We start from the raw sequence: 21,771 nt of genomic DNA on the forward strand, positions 1-21,771 counted from the left end.
ACAATATTTACGTGCAGCTCAGACTGCGAGCAGTTCGACTTCGAACACGAGCGTCGCGTTCGGCGGAATCACGCCGCCCGCGCCGCGCACGCCGTAGCCGAGTTGCGGCGGAATGGTCAGCTTGCGCTTGCCGCCGACTTTCATGCCTTGCACGCCTTCGTCCCAGCCCTTGATGACCATGCCGCCGCCCAGCACGAACGCGAACGGGTCATTGCGGTCCTTGCTCGAATCGAACTTCTGGCCGTCGGTCAGCCAGCCCGTGTAGTGCACGGTCACGGTCTTGCCGGCGACGGCTTCGGCGCCGGTGCCTTCCACGAGGTCTTCGTACTTCAGGCCGGATTCGGTCGTCACAGTCGACATGCGTTGCTCCTCAGATCAAAAAACGTAAAAGCGACATTGTAGGCGCGTTGACGCCGATCGCCGAATCTTGTCCGGTTCCGCGCATGGCATGCGGATTGCGGCGCGCCTCGCGGTTCGGCCCGGACTGGTCGGTCGGAACGGGATGCCTATAATGAGGCTTCCCCCCATCATCCAGCACTGCCTGAGAGGACTCGATCGTGACTACGTCACCCACCGGGACTGCTGGCGCCCAGCCGGCGTCGGCCGGCTTCGTCATCTCCGAACGCAGCGCGCTGCTGCGCGCGGAAACCGCGTTGTTCATGCGCGATCATGTGCTGTCGCTGGTGTCGCACGACCTGCGCGGTCCGTTGAATGCGATTCATAGCTGGGCGTACGTGCTCGAGCGCAAGCTCGACGCGAACGATCCCAACTCGCAGCGCGCGATCACCGGCATCCGCAGCGGCGTCGATCAGCAGGTGAAGCTGCTCGAGACGATCGTCGACGCGACGCGCGCCGAAACGAAATCGCTCGCGCTCACGTATGAACCTTTTCCGCTGCATCCGCTGCTCGCCGAAACCATCGAGGAAGTCCGCGCCGGCCTCGCCCGCGCGCGCGGCGTCGAAGTGCGGCTCGACTCGCAGATCGCCACCGAGCAACTGAACGGCGACCGCGCTCGTCTCGCCGCCGCGCTGTGGCTGATGCTGACGTTCGCCGTCGAAGCGAGCGCGCGGGGCGCCGAGGTCGCACTGGCCGCGCGCGCGGACAACGGCACATGGCATGCGAGCGTCGCGTACGAGCCGAACGAGGCCGCGTTGAACGACGCGGCGCTGCCGCACGTGCTCGAAGCGTTCGCGCGCAAGCAGGCGGGCGAGCCGCGCGAGGCGAAGCGCATCGCGTGGGTGTTCGCGTTGTGCAAGCGCGTCGCGGAGGCGCATGGCGGCAGCTTCGAGCAAAGCGATTCGACGGAAGCGGGCAGCGTCACCGCGACGCCCGCCACGCTCGTGCTGCGCGTGCCGTTCAGCGCGGCGGTGCCGAAATGAGCGTCGCGCGCGAATGCGTTCGCGCACAATGAAGATTTCATAGGGCTTTCAACCCTATACTGACAACTTTTGTTGCCGGAGCCCGTCGCTTTGATTCAGGTTGTCGCCCTCATCGGTGCAATGTTTCTGGTTGCACTCAATGGCTTTTTCGTCGCTGCCGAATTCGGTCTGGTCAAACTTCGGCAGACCCGCGTGCAAAGCCTCGCCACCCAGCATGGCATGCGCGGCCGTCTGCTCGCGAAGGTGCACGGACAGCTCGACGCATATCTGTCGGCGTGTCAGCTCGGCATCACGCTAGCGTCGCTCGGGCTCGGCTGGATCGGCGAGCCGGCTTTCGCGCAACTGCTGATGCCCCTCTTCTCGTTGATCGGCGTCGAGTCCGAGAGGCTGATCCACGGCATTTCGCTGTTCTTCGCGTTTTCGTGCATTTCGTTCCTGCATATCGTGGTCGGCGAGCTCGCGCCGAAGTCTCTGGCGATCCGCGAGGCGGAGAAAATTTCGCTGTGGGCCGCAACACCGCTGTACGGTTTCTACTGGGCGATGTACCCCGCCATCTGGTTGCTCAACACGAGCGCGAACACGGTGCTGAAGGCCGCGGGCCTCGATACCGACCACGGCCACGACTCGCATTACTCGACCGAGGAACTCAAGCTGATCCTGCGCGGCCGCCGCGCGAACGTCGCGAGCGAACTCGGTTCGTCGACCGGCGCGTACAGCCAGGACGAATGGAACACGATCGCGCATTCTCTCGACTTCTCGCGTATGACCGTATCGGATCTGATGCGGCCGTCGCATGAAATGGTCTGCCTGCGGCGCGATCTGCCGCTGCGCGAGAACATGCAGGTGGTCGCGCGGCACCGCTTCAGCCGCTATCCGCTGTTCGAGGATGCCTCGGGCGAACGCGTGGCCGGCATGATCCATCTGAAGGACCTGCTGCTCGCGCGTCAGGCGGGCAGCACGCTCGAAGACCTGTCGCGCTACGTGCGCCCCGTGCAGTACGTGAAGCCGGACATGCCGGCGCTCGAACTGTTCCGGCGCTTTCGCAAAGGCGCGCCGCACTTCGCGCTGGTCGGCCACAAGAACGAAAAACCGATCGGCTTCCTGACGCTCGACAACCTGCTCGGCGCGCTGGTCGGACAGATCCACGACGAGTTCCGCCAGGGCGACGCCGACTGGACCCGCATGGACGACGGCACGCTGATGGGCAAGGGCAGCTTGCCGGTGGTGTCGCTCGAACGGGCGCTGGGTATCGACATCGACGAGGGCAAGGCCGAGTCCGTGGGCGGCCTCGTGATCCAGGCCCTCAACGATCTGCCCGGCGAAGGGCAGCGCGTCGAGTTCGAAGACTTCGACGTCGTGGTCAAGAAGATGAAGGGACCGCGCATCGTGCTGGTGCGCGTGTATCCGAAGGTGTTCGACGACGAGGGTGGTTGAGGCCCGAGCGGACCCGAAGCCTCCACCCTGTTCATCCGCCTCAGCTTCGAGGCACCCCATCCTCCACCAGCACCGCGACCGGCATCGCGGCGAGCGCGTCGCGCAGATACAGCAGCGCGTGATCGTCGACTTTCGGCGCGGCGGGGCTCAGCCAGTCGAACAGCGCGCGCGCCGACAGATCGGGCGGCATTTCGACGGCCGTATCCGCCCATTGCGCGGATTCGACGAGCGGCAGATCGGCATCGTCGCCAAGCAAGCCCGCAGCCAACCGGCTGGCGATCACTACGGCCCACGCATTGCCGTGGCGCCGTGCAAACGCGATCACATTCGACGCATGCGCGCCGCGCACCGTGAGCGGCAGATACGTGCCCTGACTCAGCAACTCCGGCAGATGCGTGCGCAGCGCCAGCACGCGTTGGATCACCGCGAGCTTCACGCGTCCGTCGCGCCAGTCCGCGAGGAATTCCGACGGCGGCGTTTGCGCTTGGGGCAGCCACGCCTCGCGTTTCGCGAAATCCACGGGCCGCCGATTGTCCGGATCGACGAGGCTGAAGTCCCACAGCTCGGTGCCTTGGTAAAGATCGGGGATTCCGGGTGACGCAAGACGCAGCACCGTCTGCTGCAGACTGTTGAGCGCGCCCGCGCGGCCAATCCGCTCGACGAACGCCGACAGCTCCTTTAGAAAGGCGTCGCGCCGCTGCGGCGCGAGGATGCCGAACAGGAACTCGCGGCAGCCGGCTTCGTAGGCTTCGTCGGGGGCGAGCCAGCTGGTTTGCAGCTTCGCCTCGCGCAGCTCCTTCAACTGCCATTGCGCGACGCGTTCGGCCAGCTCCTTGACGCCGGCTTCGTCGTCGGCACGCAGATCGGGCGGCCAACAACCCACCAGCGTCTGGTACAGCATATCCTCGGCGGCGGGGCCGGGAGCCCATGCGTCGCTCTTGTCCTGGCTCACGCTGCTGATCGGCGTGCCGTCGAGCGCGCGACGCTGCGGCGCGTTCAACGTCGACCACGCACGCAGCGTCGCGCCCCATTCGTCGGCGATCTCACTCAACACCGCGAGCCGCGCGCGCACGTCTTCACCGCGCTTGTGATCGTGCGTGGCGGTCGCCAGCATCGCATGCGGAAAACGTTGCGCGCGCTCGAGATTGCCCGCGTGAAACTGCTCGACCGACAGCGCGAACTCGCCCGGGTCCGAGCCGACTTCGTTGCGCGACAGCAGACGGCCATAGCGATAGCAGGCGGTGTCTTCGATCGCCTTCGCAGCGAGCGGCGCGGTCAGCTGCGAAAACAGCGTTTGCGCGCTGCGCCGGGACGATCCCGCATGCGGCGGCGCGCCGCCGCCTTGCGCCTGCTGCTGCGACTGCGCGCCGGGCCGCGCGGGCGGCGCCTCTTCCGCGCTGCCGCCGAGCCATGCATTCACGCGCTCGAGCGCCGCGTCGTCCGAGCGCGGCAGCGAAGCGCGCGCGCCTGCGAGCGCCTGCTCGAAATAGACGTTGTCGGCGGCGCTGCGCAGTCCACCCAGCGGATACATGCGGTACACGGGGAAATGCACGACCAGTTCGGTCAGCACGCGGCGCAGCGCCGGGTACGTGAAGTCGCGCGTGCTCAGCGAATCGCGTGCGATCCGATGCAGCGCGCGCGCCGCGCGGTCCAGTTCCGCCGAGAAGTTTTCCGCGAGAATCTTGCGCCGTGCAGCGTGCGCTTCATCGGCGAAGCGCGCGCTGCGGCCGGTCAGTTCGGCCCACGTGTTGGCGAGCGGCTCGGCGCCGGCCGGATCGTGCAGCAGCGCGCCGACGTCGCGCATGAAGTCGTAGCCGGTCGTACCGTCGACGGGCCAGTCGTCGCGCAACGGCTCGCCGCGGCCGAGAATTTTTTCGACCACCACGTACGGCGCGGTGTCGCGCAACTCGCTGAGCCGCTGGCGCAAACGCTGGCAGTATTCGCGCGGCTCGGCGAGCCCGTCGATATGATCGATCCGCAAGCCGTCGATGAGCCCTTCGCGGTAGAGGCGAAAGATCAGTGCATGCACCGCCTCGAACACCTCGGGCCGCTCGACGCGCACGGCGGCGAGCGTCGAAATGTCGAAGAAGCGCCGCCAGTTCACTTCGTCGGAGGCGGTGCGCCACCACGCGAGCCGGAAATGCTGCCGCTCGATCAGCCGATGCAGCCGGTCGCGCGTGACCGGATCTTGCGGCGCGTAAGTCTCCAGCACGAACTCGATCGCCGACGCGCCCTCGCGCGCGACGAACTCGCGCAGCGCGTCACGCGCCTCGGCGGCGCGCGGCTGATCGGCGGGCTGCGTCGTGAGTCCGTGAAAGCGATTGGCGAGCGCGCTCAGATCGGCGCGGTCGGCGCCTTGCAGGATCGCCGCGTAATCGACCGGGCAGACCGGGAACACGTGCGGGCCGTAGCCGATATAAAAGCGACCGCTGTCGGCGGCGAAATGCAGCGCGATGCGGCCCGCCACCAGTTCATCGCCGTACGACGCCCCGAGCGTCGGCAGCAGCACCTTGCCGCGCAGCGCGGGATCGGGCGAATGCCAGTCGACGTCGAAATGACGCGCAAACGCGCTGTGGCGGCCCCATTCGAGGATATCGAGCCACCACGCGTTGCTCGAACCGCCGACGCCCATATGATTCGGCACGATGTCGACGATGAGCCCCATGCCGTGCGCGCGCAGCTTGTCGACGAGGCGCTTCAAGCCCGCCTCGCCGCCGTATTCGGCGCTGACCTGGGTGTAGTCGACGGTGTCGTAGCCGTGCATCGAGCCGGGCTCGGCCGTCGTGATCGGCGACGCGTACAGATGGCTGATGCCGAGCGCGGCGAAGTATTCGACGTGGCGCACGGCGTCGTCGAACGTGAAGCCCCGATGGAACTGGAGGCGCAGTGTGGAGCGTGGGACGGTCATGGCGTGTCGGGCTCCGCGGAAGTGTTCGGTGAAGGCGCGGCGGCGCGGCGAGCGCCGTCGACGGCCAGCAGTCGGTCGGTGAAGACGGGGTCGTCGAACATCGCGTCGATGGGCAGCGCCATGCGGCGGCGCCAGTTCGGATGTTCGTCGATCGAGCCCGGCAGATTCGGCTGCTCGGCAAGCGCGAGCAGGTCTTCGAGCGGGAACGTGACGAGCGGCCCGGGCGTCGCGGCGACGAATGCGAGCGCTTCGTCGACCGGCGGGTTGTCGGCGTCGGGCGGCGCGACGCCGGGTGCGGCCACGCCCGCTCGCTGGAACGCGCGCCACAAGTCGGCGCGCTGCTGCGCGCGCTCTTCGAGCGCCGCGTCTTCGGGGTCGCGGCCGTCGGCGCGCGCCATCGTCTGGCCGATGCGGTTGCGCCACATGATGTCGCTGCCGCGCCACCAGCCGGCGACTGTTGGCAGATCGTGCGTGGTCGTGGTGGCGACCGCATAGCGGTCCCACTCGGCCGGCGCCTTGAAGCCGTGGCCGTCGGGCGCGGCTTCGAACCACAGCACGCGAATCCCTTCGATGCCGTGCTCGTCGAGCCGCTCGCGAAAACCGGACGGCACGGTGCCGAGATCCTCGCCGATCACGATCGCGCGATGCCGCCACGATTCGAGCGCGATCAGCCGCAGCAGGTCTTCGAGCGGATAGCGCAGATACGCGCCGTTGCGCGCGCTTTCGCCTTCGGGCACGAGCCACAGACGCCGCAAGCCGAGAATGTGATCGATGCGGATGCCGCCGGCATGCGCGAACGCCGCGCGCAGCATGTCGATGAACGCGGCGAAGCCTTGCGTGCGCATCGCGCGCGGCGAAAAGGTGGTGAGTCCCCACGACTGGCCGGCCTGGTTGAACAGATCGGGTGGCGCGCCGACCGACACGCCCTGCAGCATGTCGTCGGGGTAGGACCATGCATGACTGCCTGCGCTGTCGCAACCCACCGCGAGATCGGCGATCAGGCCGACCGCCATGCCGGCTTCGCGCGCGGTCTGCTGCGCGTGCAACAGGCCGCGCGATGCCAGCCACTGCAGGAACAGATGAAAATCGACCTCGTTGCGATGCGCGGCAGCGAACGCGTCGACTTCGGGGCTGCGCGGGTCGCGCAACGCGTCGGGCCAATTGCGCCAATGGCCGTCGCCGCCTTGCGCGAGTTGCGCGGCTTGCAGCGCTTCGAAGCGCGCGTGATCTTCGAGCGCGCGCCCCGCGCGTTCGCAGAAGCCGTGAAATTCGAGTGCTCGCGGCGAGTGCTGCGGGCGCTCGTTCGCGTTGAACTGCTCGTACAGCGCGCGCAATATCGTGAGTTTCAACGCTGTCGCGTGCGGCCAGTCGATCAGCGGTAGGTCTTCTAATTTCGACGATGCGTTGCCGGCCTGCGCCGATGCCGATGCGCACGCGTGGGCGCCGAACACCGCCGCCGGATCGATATGTGTGACGTTGAGCCACAAACGCGACGACGGTGCGTACGGGCTGAAGCGCTCGGGCTGTGCGCTGAACATTGCGTGGGTCGGACTGACGGCGAGCGCGTGCGCGCCGCGCTGCGCGCCGTGCCGTGCAAGCTGCGCGAGCGCCGTGTAATCGCCGATGCCGCCATCGCCGACGCGACGCAAGCCATAGAGCTGCGCGGCGATGCCCCACAGGGGCGGCATGGGCGGCACGCCTTTGCGTTCGCCATCGCCATCGCCGCCGTGCAGCGTGCGCCATGCGTCGGCGACGGTGTAGCAGCGCGGCGGCGCGACCGCGAGCGTCATGCGCTGGTCGTTGATCACGAGCGTGTGATAGCCGGCTTCGTCGATCGGCGCGAGCAGCGCTTCCTCGCCTTTCGGCGCGGTGAAGCGGCCGTCGATGATCGCGCCGCTCTCCAGCTCGATCCGGTAATGGCTGCCCGACTTGACCGCGGCCGCCGGCAGCGCGATGCCACGCCCGATCACCGCGGTCATCAGCGGCGGCAGCCTGCGGCCCGATAGTTCGGCCTCCAGGGCAGCGGCGCTGTGGCGGATATCGGTGGCATTGCCGCACGGCAGACCCATGCGTTCGAGCAGCGTGCCAAGTGTCTTCTCGGGCACGTGCTGCGTGTTGTGGTGCGCGTCCTGCCACTCCACCTCGAAGCCTGCGCGGGTGGCGAGCGCGGCGAGCCGGTCGTTGGGGCGTCGGGTCGTCACGCGCGCTGCTCCTCGTGCGACGCGATGCGCGCGTCATGGCGGCTCGCGAATTCGTTGATGTCGCCGGTCAGCCATGCGATGCACGCATCAGCGGGCAATACCCGCGCGTCGGCCTGCTCGCGCGCGCGTGGCGGCGTCTCGAAAACGATCTTGCCGGCGGGGATGTCGTCGAATGCGACGTTCTGTTGCGACAGATTCAGCGCGATCGACAGCGTCTCGCCATCACCGAGTTTCCAACGCGCGACCAGCGCGTTCGCGTCGCCGCCACCCGCGTCGCGCAGCACGGTCGCGCCGCACGCCTTCGTATGTTTCAGGCGCGGCGTGATCAGCTTCGCGCGCACCGCGAGCGCGGACTTGTAGTAGTGCATCCAGTCGAGCCGATCCGGTGTCGGCTTCGCATCGGGCGCGGGTGGCGACGACGCGGCGAAGGTCTGGGCATCGTTCGGATCGGGAATCTGCGCGCGGCTTTTCTCGTCGCTGAACGCGGCGAAGCGCGCGAATTCACGGCGTCGCCCTTCGCGCACGGCATCGGCGAGAGCGCCGGTGTAATCGGTGAAAAACAGGAACGGTTGCGTCGAGCCGTATTCTTCGTCCATGAACAGCAGCGGAATCTGCGGCGACAGCAACAGCAACGCGGTCGCGGCGCGCAGCGCGTCGTCCGAAGTCAGCTTGCGCAGACGTTCGCCGAACGCACGGTTGCCGACCTGATCGTGGTTCTGCAAAAACATCACGAACGACGTGGGCGGCAGATGCGCGCTCGCTTCGCCACGCGGCGCACCATCGTGCAGCGGCGACGGCTCGCCCTGATACGCGAAGCCTTCGGACAGCACGCGCGCGAGCCGGCGAATCGGTTCGCTCGCATACGCGTGGTAATAGCCTTCGGTTTCGCCGGTCAGCAGCACGTGCAGCGTGTTGTGCGCGTCGTCGTTCCATTGCGCGTCGAAATGCGCGTCGAGCAGGCTCGCGCTGTTGTGCTCGTTTTCGAGCACCAGATGCACGTGGCGGCCATGCTGCACGCGCGCGCGGATATGGTCCGACAGCTCGCGCAGCCACGCGGGGTTGTCGATCGCATGCACCGCGTCGAAGCGCAGTCCGTCGAAGCGGTACTCGTTGATCCAGTAGACCGCGTTGTCGGTAAAGAAGTCGCTGACTTCGCTGCGCTCGAAGTCGATCGCGGGGCCCCATGGCGTGTTCACTCCCGCGCGGAAAAACGGCTCTGCGTACGTATGCAGATAGTTGCCGTCCGGTCCGAAGTGGTTGTAGACGACATCGAGAAACACCATCAGGCCGACACCATGCGCGGCGTCGATCAGTGCCTTCAGTTCTTCGGGACGGCCGTAGGCGGAATCGGGCGCGTACGGCAGCACGCCGTCGTAACCCCAGTTGCGACCGCCGGGAAAGTCGTTCAACGGCATCAGTTCGATTGCGGTGACGCCGAGCGCGGCGAACTCCGGCAGGCGTTTTTGCACGCCCGCATAGCCGCCCATTGCACCGACGTGCAATTCGTACAGTACCGTTTCTTCCCAGGGCCGGCCGTGCCATTCGGTGTGTTCCCAGTGGTACGCGCGCGGATCGATGACCTCGCTCGGGCCATGCACGTCCCGCGGCTGGAATCGCGAGGCCGGATCGGGCACTGTCTGCTTGCCGTCGAGCTGGAACCGATACAGCGTGCCCGCACCGGCCTCCACGGTGGCCTCGAACCAGCCGTTGCCGGTCGGCGCCATGTCGTGCGTACCTTGCGCGTGGCCGCTTTCGATGACCACCTGCACGCTGTTGCACGACGGTGCCCAAAAACGGAACCGCGTGCGCGGTCGCGTGCCGCTCGCGCCGATCAACTGCGCGCTGAACGGCAGGCAGTGCGCGTGATGATGCGTGTGAGGATCAATCGGACTATCGGACATGTCTTCACCATTCGACTCTGCAAACGCGCCTGGATAGCAAGGTGACGCGACGCAAGCATTGCGTTGCAACATTCTTGCCACCTCGGCTGCGTTGCGATTTGTCCACGCTCAAACTATGTCGCCGCAGTGCATCGTTCATTGCGAACCATCGTCGTTTGGTGGCTGCGCGCCGGGGTCGGGCGGCAGCGCGGTCAACAACCGCGGCCCGTGCTGCGCGCCGGCCACCCAGCCGGCTTGCCAATCCGCTTCGCCGGTCGGCTGCGCGGCGAGTATCACGAGGCCGTGTGCGCCGACCTCGAGTTCGGCCGTCGCTAGCCGCTGCGGCGCGCGGTCCGGATCGGCGGTGTCCAGCAGCACATGCCATTCCAGGTGCGGCGCGGGAGGCGAGAACTGCAGCGGTTCGTCGTGAGCGTTGAGCATCAATAACAATACTTCGGTTTCGCCATTCAGGCCCGGTCCCGCGCGACGCAATGTGAACGCACGGCCCTCCGGGTCCTGCCACGCTTCGATCGTCAGCGGATCGCCGTGTTCGTCGAACCAGCCGACGTCGAACAGGCCGGGCAGCACCTCACGGTCGCCGAACAGAAAGCGCGTTTCACGCAACAGCGGGTGGCGCTTGCGCAAGCCGATCACGCGCGCGACGAACTCGGTCATGCGCCGGCCTTCCGGCGAATCCGCAAGGTCCCAGTCGATCCAGGATAGGTCGTTATCCTGACAGTAAGCATTGTTGTTGCCGCGCTGGGTGCGCAGCGCTTCGTCGCCGGCGAGCACCATCGGGGTGCCGAGCGCGATCATCAGTGTCGCGATCAGCGAGCGCGACACGCGGCGGCGCGTGGCGAGAATCGCGGGGTCGTCGGTCGCGCCTTCGACACCCCAGTTGCGGCTGCAATTCTCGTTGTGGCCGTCGTTGTTGTCTTCCTGGTTGGCTTCGTTGTGCTTCTGCTCGTACGCGGTGACATCGGCCAACGTGAAGCCGTCATGCGACGTGACGAAGTTGAGCGATGCCCAAGGCTTGCGATGCCGCCGGTTGAACAGATCGGCCGAACCGGTCAGGCGCGCGGCGAGGTCGGGCCGCAGGCCGGCGTCGCCGCGCCAGAACCGTCGCACCGTGTCACGGAAACGGTCGTTCCATTCGCTGAAACCCGGCGGATGATTGCCTAGCTGATAGCCGCCAGGGCCGAGATCCCAGGGCTCGGAAATCAGCTTGCGTTGCGACAGCACCGGGTCCTGGCGCAACGCGTCGAACAGGCCCGAACCCGGGTCGAAGCCGTGGCTTTCGCGCCCGAGCGTCACGCCGAGATCGAAACGGAAGCCGTCGATGTTGAACGCGGTCGACCAGTAGCGCAGCGAATCCATCACCATCTGCATCACGCGCGGATGGGGCAGATTGACCGTATTGCCGCAGCCGGTGTCGTTGATATGGTGACGCTCGTCGCCGGGGATCAGCCGGTAGTAGCTGGCGTTGTCGAGGCCGCGCCATGAGACGGTCGGGCCCATCTCGTTGCTTTCGCAGGTGTGGTTGTAGACCACGTCGAGAATCACCTCGATGCCGGCCGCGTGAAGTTGCCGCACGGCGATGCGCATTTCGTCGAGCCGGTGCGTGCTCAGGTAGGTCGGCTCCGGCGCGAAGAACGCGGCCGTGTTGTAGCCCCAGTAGTTGCGCAGGCCGCGCTCCACGAGGAAGCGGTCGTTCAGAAACGCGTGCACGGGCAGCAGCTCGACCGCGGTCACGCCAAGCTTCAGCAGATGCTCGATGAACTCGGGCGCCGCGAGCGCCGCGAACGTGCCGCGTTCATGCTGGCGCAGGTCGGAGCGCAGCATCGACGCTCCGCGCAAGTGCGTTTCGTAGATCACGGTTTCGCCCCACGGCACGTCGGGACGCCGGTCGTGCGACGAGTCGAACGCCTCGTCGACGACAACGCACTTGGGCATCGCGGGCGCGGAATCGCGCCGGTCGATCGAAAGGTCCGCGCGATTCGAATGCACGCGATAGCCGAACAGCGCGTCGGACCAGCGAAACTGCCCGACGAGCTTGCGCGCATACGGGTCGAGCAGCAGCTTGTGCGGATTGAAGCGATGCCCGAAATGCGGCTGATACGGCCCGTGCGCGCGAAAGCCGTACGCGGTGCCAGGATGCGCGTTCGGCAGATAGCCGTGCCAAATCTCGTCAGTGCATTCGGGCATGGCGAAGCGGCGGATCTCCTTGCGTCCAGTGGAATCGAACAGGCACAGCTCGATTTTTTGCGCATTGGCCGAGAACACCGCGAAGTTGACACCCAGCCCGTCCCAGCTCGCGCCGAGCGGATACGGTGAGCCGGGCAGCAACCGGTCGGGCAACGCATGCGACATGTTTTCCCTTTCCTGTTCTGATTGTCGAGCTAGAGCCCGGGTCTGTCCGAGTCTTCATGCAACGGGGGCGCGGCGCTTGCCTTCGCGCCGCGCGCCTGTGCTGCGGCACGTTTCGTTAGTCCGCGCGCAAGACGATCGTTGCGAGTGGCGGCAAAGTCAGCGCGGCCGAATGCGGCCTGCCGTGGCTCGATAGCTGGTCGGAATGGATCAGCCCGCCGTTGCCGATGTTCGAGCCGCCGTATACGGCCGCATCGGTATTGAGGACTTCCACCCAGCGCCCGCCGCGCGGCATGCCGAGCCGATAGCCGAGTCGCGGCACCGGCGTCATGTTGCACACCACGACGAACTCCTGGCCCGCGCCGTCGGTGCGCCGATAGGCGAACACGCTGTTGGCGCTGTCGTCGCCGATCAACCATTCGAAGCCGCCCGGTTCGCTGTCGAGTAGATGCAGCCCCGGCTCGTTGCGATACAGATGGTTCAGGTCGCGCACCAGCAACTGCACGCCGTGGTGGGCCGGATCGTCGAGAAGATGCCAATGCGGCGAGCCGTCATGGTCGAACTCCGCCATCTGGCCGAATTCGCCGCCCATGAACATCAGCTTCTTGCCCGGGTGCGTCCACATGAAACCGAAATACGCGCGCAGATTCGCGAAACGCTGCCAGCGGTCGCCGGGCATCTTGCCGAGCAGCGAGCCCTTGCCGTGCACCACCTCGTCATGCGACAGCGGCAGCACGAAGCGCTCGGAATACGCGTACACCATGCCGAACGTCATGTTGTGGTGGTGATACTGGCGATACACCGGGTCTTCGTGCATGTAGTGCAGCGTGTCGTGCATCCAGCCCATGTTCCACTTGAAGTCGAAGCCGAGACCGCCATCCGCGACGCGCGCGGTGACGCCCGGCCATGCGGTCGATTCCTCGGCGACCGTGATCGCGCCGGGTGCGCCCGGCACATAGCGGACTTCATGATTCAAGCGCTTCAGGAACGCGATCGATTCGAGATTCTCGCGGCCGCCATAGATGTTCGGCACCCACTCGCCGGCCGCGCGCGAGTAGTCGCGATACAGCATCGACGCGACCGCATCCACGCGCAGGCCGTCGACGTGATAGCGCTGCAGCCACGCGAGCCCCGACGCGATCAGGAACGCGCTGACCTCGTTGCGGCCGAGGTTGTAGATCATCGTGTTCCAGTCCTGGTGATAGCCCTCGCGCGGGTCGGCATGTTCGTAGAGCGGGGTGCCGTCGAAATCGATCAGGCCATGCGCGTCGTTCGGGAAATGCGCGGGCACCCAGTCGAGAATCACGCCGAGCCCCGCTTCGTGCGCGCGATCGACGAAACGCGCGAACTGCTCGGGCTTGCCGAAGCGCGCGGACGGCGCGAACTGTCCGAGCGGCTGGTAGCCCCACGAGCCGCCGAACGGATGCTCGGCGATCGGCAGAAATTCGATGTGCGTGAAGCCCATGCTCTTCGCGTACGGAATCAGCCGCTCGGCGAGCTCTTCCCAGACGAGACCGCGCTGGCCTTCCTCGGCGATGCGCAGCCACGACTCCGCGTGCACTTCATAGATCGCGATCGGCGTGCGCGCGGTCTGCTTGCCGGCGCGCGACTGGATCCACTCGTGATCGGTCCAGGGAAACTGCTCGATCTCGTCGACGTGCGCGACGATCGACGCGGTGCCCGGCGGCTTTTCCGTCTGCATCGCGCACGGATCGGCCTTCAAAGGCAGCGGATGGCCGTCGCGCGACAGCAGCTCGTACTTGTAGCGCGTGCCGGCGCCGACGCGCGGCACGAACAGCTCCCACACACCCGCCTCGTGACGCAGCCGCATCGGATGACGGCGGCCGTCCCACGCGTTGAAGTCGCCGACCACCGACACGCGCCGCGCATTCGGCGCCCACACGGCAAAACGCACGCCCGGCACGCCGTCGATGTCGACTGGCCGCGCGCCCAGACATTCGAGCACCGCGTACGGATCGCCGTGTGCGAGACGTTGGAGCGGCTCGTCGCCGAGCACCGGACCGAACGAATAGGTATCCTCCACTTCCTGCACGACGCCATGCCAGTCGATGCGCAAGCGATACGGCATCGCCGACGTGATGCGGCCCGCGAACAGGCCAGGCCGCAATTGCTCGAGCTCGCCGAGCGTCGCGCCATCGGCGCGCGAAATCACGGTGACGTGCGCGGCATTCGGCAGCAGCGCGCGCACGATCGGACCCGCGTCCGTCTGATGCAGCCCCAGCTGCGAAAACGGATCGGGGTGGCGCGCTTCGACGAGCGCGTCGATATCGACGGGTTGAAGGCCTGCGGCCGGATCATGCTCACTCATAGTCGCCCTCGGCCGGGTTGGGCGGCGTAGCGGAGCCGGACACCCGGGTTGATGGATCGTAATGCGGCGGTGCGCCGGTGTCGCCGAGCAGACGGCTCGTGAGCGCGGCGAGGCCGCGCACCGGTAAGCCGAGCCACGTCGGCCGGTTGGCCGCCTCGTAGCGAATCTCGTAAGCGGCCTTCTCGATCAGGAACAGATCGAGCAGCGCCTCTTCGGATTCGGGCGCGACGAGCGGTTCCGACGACTGCGCGGCGGCCGCCCGGTATTCGGCGAGGAACGCCGCGGTCGCGTGGGAGCGGAAGCGCTCGAACAGAGCACGCTTGCGATCGGCGGTCTGTTGCGGCGCGCTTTCGGTGGTCGATTGCGCGGCCGCGCTCGCATACGACAGCGAGCGCATCAGACCGGCCACGTCACGCAACGGGCTCGATTTCTGGCGACGCTCCTCGAGCGAACGCGCGGGCTCGCCCTCGAAGTCGATCAGATACGCGTCGCCGTGCGCGACCAATACCTGACCGAGATGGAAGTCGCCGTGGATGCGGATGCGCAACGCCCCCGCGTCGCCCGGCACGAGATTGTCGACCGCCTTGACCAGCGCGGCGCGCCGATCGATCAGACTTTGCGCGAGCCCCTTCGTGTCCGCGTCGCTCATCTCCGCGATGCGCGGCGCGAGCAGATCGAGCGCGCTCGCGAGCATCGTCTGCGTTGCGTCGACCCATGCTCTCACCTGCTCGGCGTTGGCATGTTCCGGCGCGAACGCGGGGTCGTCGCTCGGCGTGGCGAGCGCGACGTGCAGCTCGCCGAGCCGTCGGCCGATGATGCCCGCGAGTTCGCCGTAGCCGTCCAGCAGAATCGACTCGTTCGTGCGGTCGGGTGCGGTCTGCGTTTCGGTGTCGACCGCGATCGCGAGTTCGTCGACCGAGCGGCGCAGATAATCGAGCGACCAGTTCCACGCATCGCCCTGATTGTCGATAAAGCCCTGCAGGATCGCGAGCGTATGCGGCACGCCCTCGGGATCGACGCGCACCACTTCGCCATACAGCGGCGCGGTGTTCGCATAACCGAGCTGCGTCAGATAGCGGCTGATTTCCGCTTCCGGATGGATGCCGCTGACGAGCCGCCGCACCAGCTTCAGCACCGCCGCATCGGCGATGATGAGCGAGCTGTTGCTCTGCTCGGCCGCAAGCCACCGAATCTCGGGCCGCTCGCCGAGATTGTCGAGTTCGGCGAAGCGCTCGGTCGGCAGGAACTTGATTTCGCTCTTCTGCACGGTCGGCACGACCGCGTGTTCGCGCATCTTGCGCAGCACGTTGTGCGCGAAGATCGGCAGCGAGAACGCGTCGGTCAGATGGCCGACGTTGCGGCCGCGCCGCACGCGCGCCAACGCGAGTTGCAGGAATAGCGGCGTGGTGGTTTCGCCGCCCCACGTGATCGCGATCGGCACCACGTAGCGCTCGGTGTGATCGCCGACGTCCGCTTCGATTTCAGTGAATGCGAAGCCGCCGTTCGGAATCGTGGTCAGAGCGGCGAGCCGCACCGCATGCATCTTCTGATCCTTCGACGCGAACCAGCGGCGCCGGCTCAGCCACGACGGCAGCACTTCGGATTCGAGCAGCCGCACGTTTTCGGGTGTCGGCCCGGTCTGCCCCTCGCGGATCACGATCGTGACGAACTCGGGCAGCGGCTCGGAATGCGCCTGCGCCCACGTCGGACGCCCACCGCCTTCGCACAGCATGAACCACAGGAAGCCGTACGGCGGGAACGTCAGCAGATAGGTCAGCTGGCCGATCGCGGGGAACACCGAATCGGCGGTCATCTCGATCGGCACGAAGCCGTTGAATTCGGACAGGTCCAGCTCGACCGCCTGCGGCGCGCGCGACAGATTCGCGACGCACAGGATCGGCGCCTCGCCGGGCATCTCGCGCAGATACGCGAGAATCTTGCGGTTTTCCGGCTTCAGAAAGCGGATCGTGCCGCGCCCAAAGGTCTGCTTCGCGCGCCGCGTCGCCAGCATGCGGCGCGTCCAGTTCAACAGCGAATGCGGGTCGCGGCTCTGCGCTTCGACGTTGACCGCGTCGAAGCCGTACAGCGTACCCATCACGGGCGGCAGCACCAGTTGCTCGGGGTCGGCGCGCGAGAAACCGCCGTTGCGATCCGACGACCACTGCATCGGCGTGCGCACGCCGTCGCGGTCGCCGAGGTGGATGTTGTCGCCCATGCCGAGTTCGTCGCCGTAGTAGATGACGGGGGTACCGGGCATCGACAGCAGCAGCGAGTTGATCAGCTCGATGCGGCGGCGGTCGCGCTCCATCAGCGGCGCGAGACGGCGGCGAATGCCGAGATTCAAACGTGCGCGGCGATCGCTCGCATAGGTGTTCCACAGATAGTCGCGCTCGGAATCGGTGACCATTTCGAGCGTCAGCTCGTCGTGATTGCGCAGGAAGATCGCCCACTGGTTCGAATCGGGGAGGTCCGGCGTCTGCTTCATGATGTCGGTGATCGGGAAGCGGTCCTCGCTCGCGATCGACATATAGATGCGCGGCATCAGCGGGAAGTGGAACGCCATATGGCATTCGTCTTCGTTGCCGAAGTACTCCTTCACGTCCTCGGGCCACTGGTTCGCCTCGGCGAGCAGCATCCGGTTCGGATACTCGGCGTCGATGGTCGCGCGAATCCGCTTCAGGATCTCGTGCGTTTCCGGCAGGTTCTCGTTGTTGGTGCCTTCACGCTCGACCAGGTACGGCACCGCATCGAGCCTTAGCCCATCGATGCCCATGTCGAGCCAGAAGCGCATCACCTGCAGCACCTCTCTCATCACTGCCGGATTGTCGAAGTTCAGATCGGGCTGGTGCGAGTAGAAGCGGTGCCAGTAGTACGCGCCCGCAACCGGATCGTGGGTCCAGTTCGACGGTTCCGAGTCGATGAAGATGATGCGCGTCTCCGCGTACTTCTGATCGGTATCGGACCACACGTAGTAGTTGCGATAGTTCGAGCCGGCCTTCGCGCGCCGTGCGCGCTGGAACCACGGATGCTGATCCGACGTGTGATTGATGACGAGCTCGGTGATCACGCGGATGCCGCGCGCGTGCGCTTCCTGGATGAAGCGCCGCACGTCCGCGAGCTGACCGTAGTCGGGATGCACGTTGCGGTAGTCGGCGATGTCGTAGCCGTCGTCACGGCGTGGCGACGGATAGAACGGCAGCAGCCAGATCGCGTTGACGCCGAGCTCGGCGATATAGTCGAGCTTGGCGATCAGGCCGGGGAAATCGCCGACGCCGTCGTTGTTCGCATCGAAAAACGACTTGATGTGCACCTGGTAGATGATCGCGTCCTTGTACCACAGCGGATCGTCGCTGAGCGCCGCGGGCTTGCCGCGCCGGCGCGTGCGTACCTTCGCCGCGGTGCCGACGGCCGTGGCCGTTTGCGCCTCGTGCGTGGATTGGGCTGGATCGTCGCGCTTCATGTTCCACCTTCCATCCAGGTTGGGGTGACAGCGTCTGCGTGAAGAGTGCTGTCGTGTTCGTGGTCGCTGTCCTCCGGGCGATCGGCGGGCAGGCCGCCTAGCGGCGCGATGCGCCAGATCGAGAACGGTTGGCCCGAGCCGAGCCGCACGTGCTGCCAGCGTCCGTGCCATTCGAAGCGTGCGCCGGTCATCTGGTCGATCACTTCGAGCGCGGCGTGGTCGTCCAGATGCCAGCGCTGGAACGTGTCCCACGACAACTCGATGTCCGCGCCCTGCTCGTTGAACGGATCGAGATTGATCGCGACGACGATCACGTTGTCGCGCGACTCGGTCGCTTTCTCGAAGAACAGGATGTGATCGTTGTGCGCGGTGAGGAACGTGAGACCGAGATGCGTTTGCAGCGCCGGATTCGCGCGCCGGATGCGATTCAGTGCGGTGATCTCGCCGACGATATTGCCGGGCCGGTGCCAGTCCCACGCGCGCAACTGATACTTCTCGGAGTCCAGGTACTCTTCGCTGTTCGGCAGCGCGGTGGCCTCGCACAGTTCGAAGCCGCTATACACGCCCCACAGACCGGCGAGTGTCGCGGCCAGCGACGCGCGGATCAGAAAGCCCGTGCGTCCCTGCGATTGCAGATGGCGCGGGTTGATGTCCGGCGTATTGACGAAGAAGTTCGGCCGGTAGAAATCGCGCGCGCCGGTCTGCGTGAGCTCAACCATGTACTCGGTGAAGTCGCGCTTCGACTCGCGCCACGTGAAGTACGTGTACGACTGCGAGAAGCCGATCTTGCCGAGCCGGTTCATCATGCGCGGCCGCGTGAACGCTTCCGCGAGGAAAATGACATCAGGGTGGCGCGCGCGCACGTCGGCGATCATCCATTCCCAGAACGGCAGCGGTTTGGTGTGCGGATTGTCGACGCGGAAAATGCGCACACCCGCGTCGACCCAGAACAGGATCACGTCGCGCAACGCGAGCCACAGGTCGGGCTTCGCATCGCGCGCGTAGAAGTCCGGGTTGACGATGTCCTGATACTTCTTCGGCGGATTCTCGGCGTAGCGCAGCGTGCCGTCGGGGCGCCACGCGAACCACGTCGGATGCTCCTTCAGCCACGGGTGATCGGGCGAGCACTGGATCGCGAAGTCGAGCGCGATTTCGAGGCCGTGCGCATGCGCGGCGGCGAGCATCGCCTTGAAATCGTCGAGCGTGCCAAGCTGCGGATGCACGGCGGTGTGGCCGCCTTCGGCCGCGCCGATCGCATACGGACTGCCCACATCGCCCGGCTGCGCGGTCAGCGTGTTGTTGCGGCCCTTGCGGTTCGCGAGGCCGATCGGATGAATCGGCGGGAAGTACAGCACGTCGAAGCCCATGTCGCGGATGCGCGGCAGTTTCGCGGTGACGTCCGCGAACGTGCCGTGGCGCGATTCGTCGTCGCTCATCGAGCGCGGGAAGATTTCGTACCAGCTCGCGAAATAGGCGGCGGTGCGTTCCGCGTCGATCTTGTAGGTGACCTGATCGCGGCTCAGAAACGGCCGGTGGCGCGCGGCGGTCATCGCTGCCGCGGTGGCGGGCGCGAGAATCAGCGCGAGCTTCTGTTCGGCGTCGGCCTTCTGGAAGTCGCGCACGATGTGTTCGAGCTGTTCCTTGTCCGCGCCTTCGCCGGTCTCGACTTCGGCGAGCACGAGCGCGAACAGGTGCGCGGCTTCGTCGAGTTCGATCTCGACGGTCTGATTCGCCTTCAGCTTCTTCTGGATGTGCTCGACCAGCGATGCAAAGTCGTCGCGCCACGCGATCACGGTGAATTCGTAGCGACCGATCCGCTCGAGCGGAATGCGCGCGCTCCACAAGTCGAGACCGGCCGGCGGTGCGGGCGACATCAGTTCTTCGTGCCACGCGGTTTCGTCGGCCGCGCGCCACAGCACGGCGGCCGCGATCTTGTCGTGACCTTCGGCGAAGATCGCCGCGCGAATCTCCGCGCGCTCGCCGACGCTGCGCTTGGCCGCGAAGCGGCCGTTTTCGACCGACGGCGACACGCTCTCGATCGCGACGCGCGGCGCCTCGATCGCGTCGAGCACGGTCTTGTGGCCGCTGCGCTTGCTGTTCGACTTGTCGATGGGCGGCGCGAGGTAGATCGGCTGTTCCGCGAACGCACGCAGCAGCCGCACCGCGCCGGGCGCAAGCGCGAACGGCGCGAGGGCCGCGGGTTCGTTTCGGCCGCGTGCATCGAGCGGCACGAAGCGCGTAAAGCTGCCCGGCACGCCCGCGAGGAAGCGCGCGGGATCGACCCGCACTGGCGCGCCGAGTTCGGGATTCACGGCGATCAGGAGTGCTTCGCTGGCGTCGCGCAGATCGGCCGCGTCGGCGCGCAGCAGAACCGCGGCCGATGCCCCGGGTCCGCTCAATTGGCGCAATTCACCGTTGGCGTGCAGCGTCGGCGTATTGCGCGCGAAGTCGTTCGCTTGAGTGACGGCGGCGCTCAGATCGAAGCGGCGCGACTGCACCGCGCGCGCGAACTGCGCGGCGTCGCCGCGCGTTTGCGACATCGGTTCGGCGATGCCGTATTCGAAGCCCATCGGCATCATCCAGCCGCTGCCCACTGCAACCGACGTGAACAGCGCGCGTCGATACGCCCGCTCGACGATCGCCGCATCGTGCACGTCGCTCAACTCGGCGGCGAGGCGCGTGCCGTACGGCGCCTCGGGAAAGGCGATCGGCGCGCCGACGCGCGCGAGCGCCGCATGCTCCTCGGCCATCCAGCTCGAACGGAAGTCCCACCAGCGCACCGACGAAAACGCGCTGTCGAAGCCGGCTGCCTCGAGCCCGGGCAGATCGCCGCGCGCGAGGCCCGGCGTGGCCGCGAGAAAGCGCACGTGCGGATGCTTCGCACGCACTTCATCGCCGAGCTGACGCCATACGGCAGCCGGCACGCGATGCGGCGAATCGAAACGGAAGCCGCCGACCCCCGCCTCGGCGAGCGCGAGCAGTTGCTGGGCCCACCAGACGCACAGCGGGGCACTCGTCGCAGGGTCGTCGAAATTCGCGTAGGCGACGTTGTCTTCGCGATGCACGTGGCGCGGATCGAGCCGCGCGAGCTCGGACTCGCGCGCGTGAAACCAGTCCGAATGTTCGCTGTACAGCACGCCGTCGGCGGCCACGCGGTCGATCACCAGATCGATCAGGAGCGTCAGATTATTGCGGCGCGCGGCATCGGCGAGCATGCGCACGGCGTCGGGCACCGAATGCTGTGCCTCGAACACCGGATGCAGCCGCGCGTGATTGCCAACCACCTGAGCGTGGCCCGCCTGGCCCGGCTCGAACAGCCCGGCGATCAACGCGTGATCGAAGCCGAGCCCGGCCGCGTGAGCGAACTGCGCGGGCCAGGCATCGAGGGGCCCGACGAGAAGAGAGTGAAAAAAGTAAATCCGCGGCGCGTACCCGTTTGGAGGTTCCATCGGTCGTTTCCAGAGTTGTCCTGCTGCGGTGTGGATGCAGTGGGCATGCGATCACAGCGCTCATTGGGCTTCCCGAGCCGGATACCGCGCGATGCGTCAGCGGGGGCACGTACTGGTCAATGTAGTGCAAAGATCGTCACCCCGCTGGCCAGTCGCGGGTGCTTTCGCGCCAGACGCCGGTCCGGTGGGACTGGTCGTCACTCGTCGCGGAAAGGGAGCAAACCATGTGCCAACGCGGCGGCCCGCTAGCGGGAAAAAGGGGGAGGTTACGTTGAGATGGCGGGTGCCGAAGGTGCGCGCCCGCACGGAGCGCGTGCGATTAAGCAGGCATTGTTACGCACGCCGCGGATGGCGCGGCATGTAA

General features: G+C 66.6%; 10 protein-coding genes. 2 read left to right on the top strand and 8 right to left on the bottom strand.

The annotated features are described in order from the left end of the window. Window positions 1-18: 18 nt before the first annotated feature. Window positions 19-360: an FKBP-type peptidyl-prolyl cis-trans isomerase gene (locus AB3X95_RS30065; RefSeq protein ID WP_176107182.1), complete on the bottom strand. Its 342-nt coding sequence runs from the start codon at window positions 358-360 to the stop codon at window positions 19-21. 197 nt (window positions 361-557) lie between these two features. On the opposite strand from AB3X95_RS30065, the gene AB3X95_RS30070 reads away from it, so the two are divergent. Together AB3X95_RS30070 and AB3X95_RS30075 are read left to right on the top strand one after the other, a co-directional pair. After that, complete coding sequence (locus tag AB3X95_RS30070; protein WP_176123347.1) at window positions 558-1,379, top strand: sensor histidine kinase KdpD; 822 nt, start codon at window positions 558-560, stop codon at window positions 1,377-1,379. Between the two features lie 90 nt (window positions 1,380-1,469). Continuing rightward, window positions 1,470-2,813: a hemolysin family protein gene (locus AB3X95_RS30075; RefSeq protein ID WP_176123346.1), complete on the top strand. Its 1,344-nt coding sequence runs from the start codon at window positions 1,470-1,472 to the stop codon at window positions 2,811-2,813. 40 nt (window positions 2,814-2,853) lie between these two features. On the opposite strand, the gene treY is transcribed toward AB3X95_RS30075, so the two are convergent. From treY to AB3X95_RS30110, 7 genes are all read right to left on the bottom strand, one after another. Next, on the bottom strand, window positions 2,854-5,721 hold the full coding sequence (gene treY / locus AB3X95_RS30080) for a malto-oligosyltrehalose synthase (RefSeq protein WP_368623258.1): 2,868 nt from the start codon (window positions 5,719-5,721) through the stop codon (window positions 2,854-2,856). Beyond that, window positions 5,718-7,922: a 4-alpha-glucanotransferase gene (malQ, locus tag AB3X95_RS30085; protein ID WP_368623259.1), complete on the bottom strand. Its 2,205-nt coding sequence runs from the start codon at window positions 7,920-7,922 to the stop codon at window positions 5,718-5,720. The genes treY and malQ overlap by 4 nt, the downstream gene beginning before the upstream one ends. Further along, entirely contained in the window at window positions 7,919-9,823 is a 1,905-nt protein-coding gene (treZ, locus tag AB3X95_RS30090; RefSeq protein ID WP_368623260.1) for a malto-oligosyltrehalose trehalohydrolase, read from the bottom strand. The genes malQ and treZ overlap by 4 nt, the downstream gene beginning before the upstream one ends. Before the next feature lie 135 nt (window positions 9,824-9,958). Further along, entirely contained in the window at window positions 9,959-12,172 is a 2,214-nt protein-coding gene (gene glgX / locus AB3X95_RS30095) for a glycogen debranching protein GlgX (protein WP_368623261.1), read from the bottom strand. Window positions 12,173-12,287: 115 nt separating this feature from the next. Further along, complete coding sequence (gene glgB, locus AB3X95_RS30100) at window positions 12,288-14,498, bottom strand: 1,4-alpha-glucan branching protein GlgB (protein ID WP_184228079.1); 2,211 nt, start codon at window positions 14,496-14,498, stop codon at window positions 12,288-12,290. Further along, window positions 14,491-17,958 (bottom strand): maltose alpha-D-glucosyltransferase, encoded by a 3,468-nt coding sequence (treS, locus tag AB3X95_RS30105; RefSeq protein ID WP_176123340.1) that lies wholly within the window; start codon window positions 17,956-17,958, stop codon window positions 14,491-14,493. The genes glgB and treS overlap by 8 nt, the downstream gene beginning before the upstream one ends. Then, complete coding sequence (locus AB3X95_RS30110) at window positions 17,955-21,407, bottom strand: maltotransferase domain-containing protein (RefSeq protein ID WP_368623262.1); 3,453 nt, start codon at window positions 21,405-21,407, stop codon at window positions 17,955-17,957. Before AB3X95_RS30110 ends, treS begins: the two co-directional genes overlap by 4 nt. Window positions 21,408-21,771 lie beyond the last annotated feature (364 nt).

The sequence above is a fragment of the Paraburkholderia sp. BR13444 genome (assembly GCF_040948755.1).
In the GTDB taxonomy this organism is placed as follows: domain Bacteria; phylum Pseudomonadota; class Gammaproteobacteria; order Burkholderiales; family Burkholderiaceae; genus Paraburkholderia; species Paraburkholderia youngii.

What these genes read in the sequence shown, in the direction of transcription:
- glgX (WP_368623261.1), bottom strand. Translation starts at nt 12,172, where the DNA reads ATGTCGCATGCGTTGCCCGACCGGTTGCTGCCCGGCTCACCGTATCCG.
- AB3X95_RS30065 (WP_176107182.1), bottom strand. Translation starts at nt 360, where the DNA reads ATGTCGACTGTGACGACCGAATCCGGCCTGAAGTACGAAGACCTCGTG.
- treS (WP_176123340.1), bottom strand. Translation starts at nt 17,958, where the DNA reads ATGAAGCGCGACGATCCAGCCCAATCCACGCACGAGGCGCAAACGGCC.
- treY (WP_368623258.1), bottom strand. Translation starts at nt 5,721, where the DNA reads ATGACCGTCCCACGCTCCACACTGCGCCTCCAGTTCCATCGGGGCTTC.
- treZ (WP_368623260.1), bottom strand. Translation starts at nt 9,823, where the DNA reads ATGTCCGATAGTCCGATTGATCCTCACACGCATCATCACGCGCACTGC.
- glgB (WP_184228079.1), bottom strand. Translation starts at nt 14,498, where the DNA reads ATGAGTGAGCATGATCCGGCCGCAGGCCTTCAACCCGTCGATATCGAC.
- AB3X95_RS30110 (WP_368623262.1), bottom strand. Translation starts at nt 21,407, where the DNA reads ATGGAACCTCCAAACGGGTACGCGCCGCGGATTTACTTTTTTCACTCT.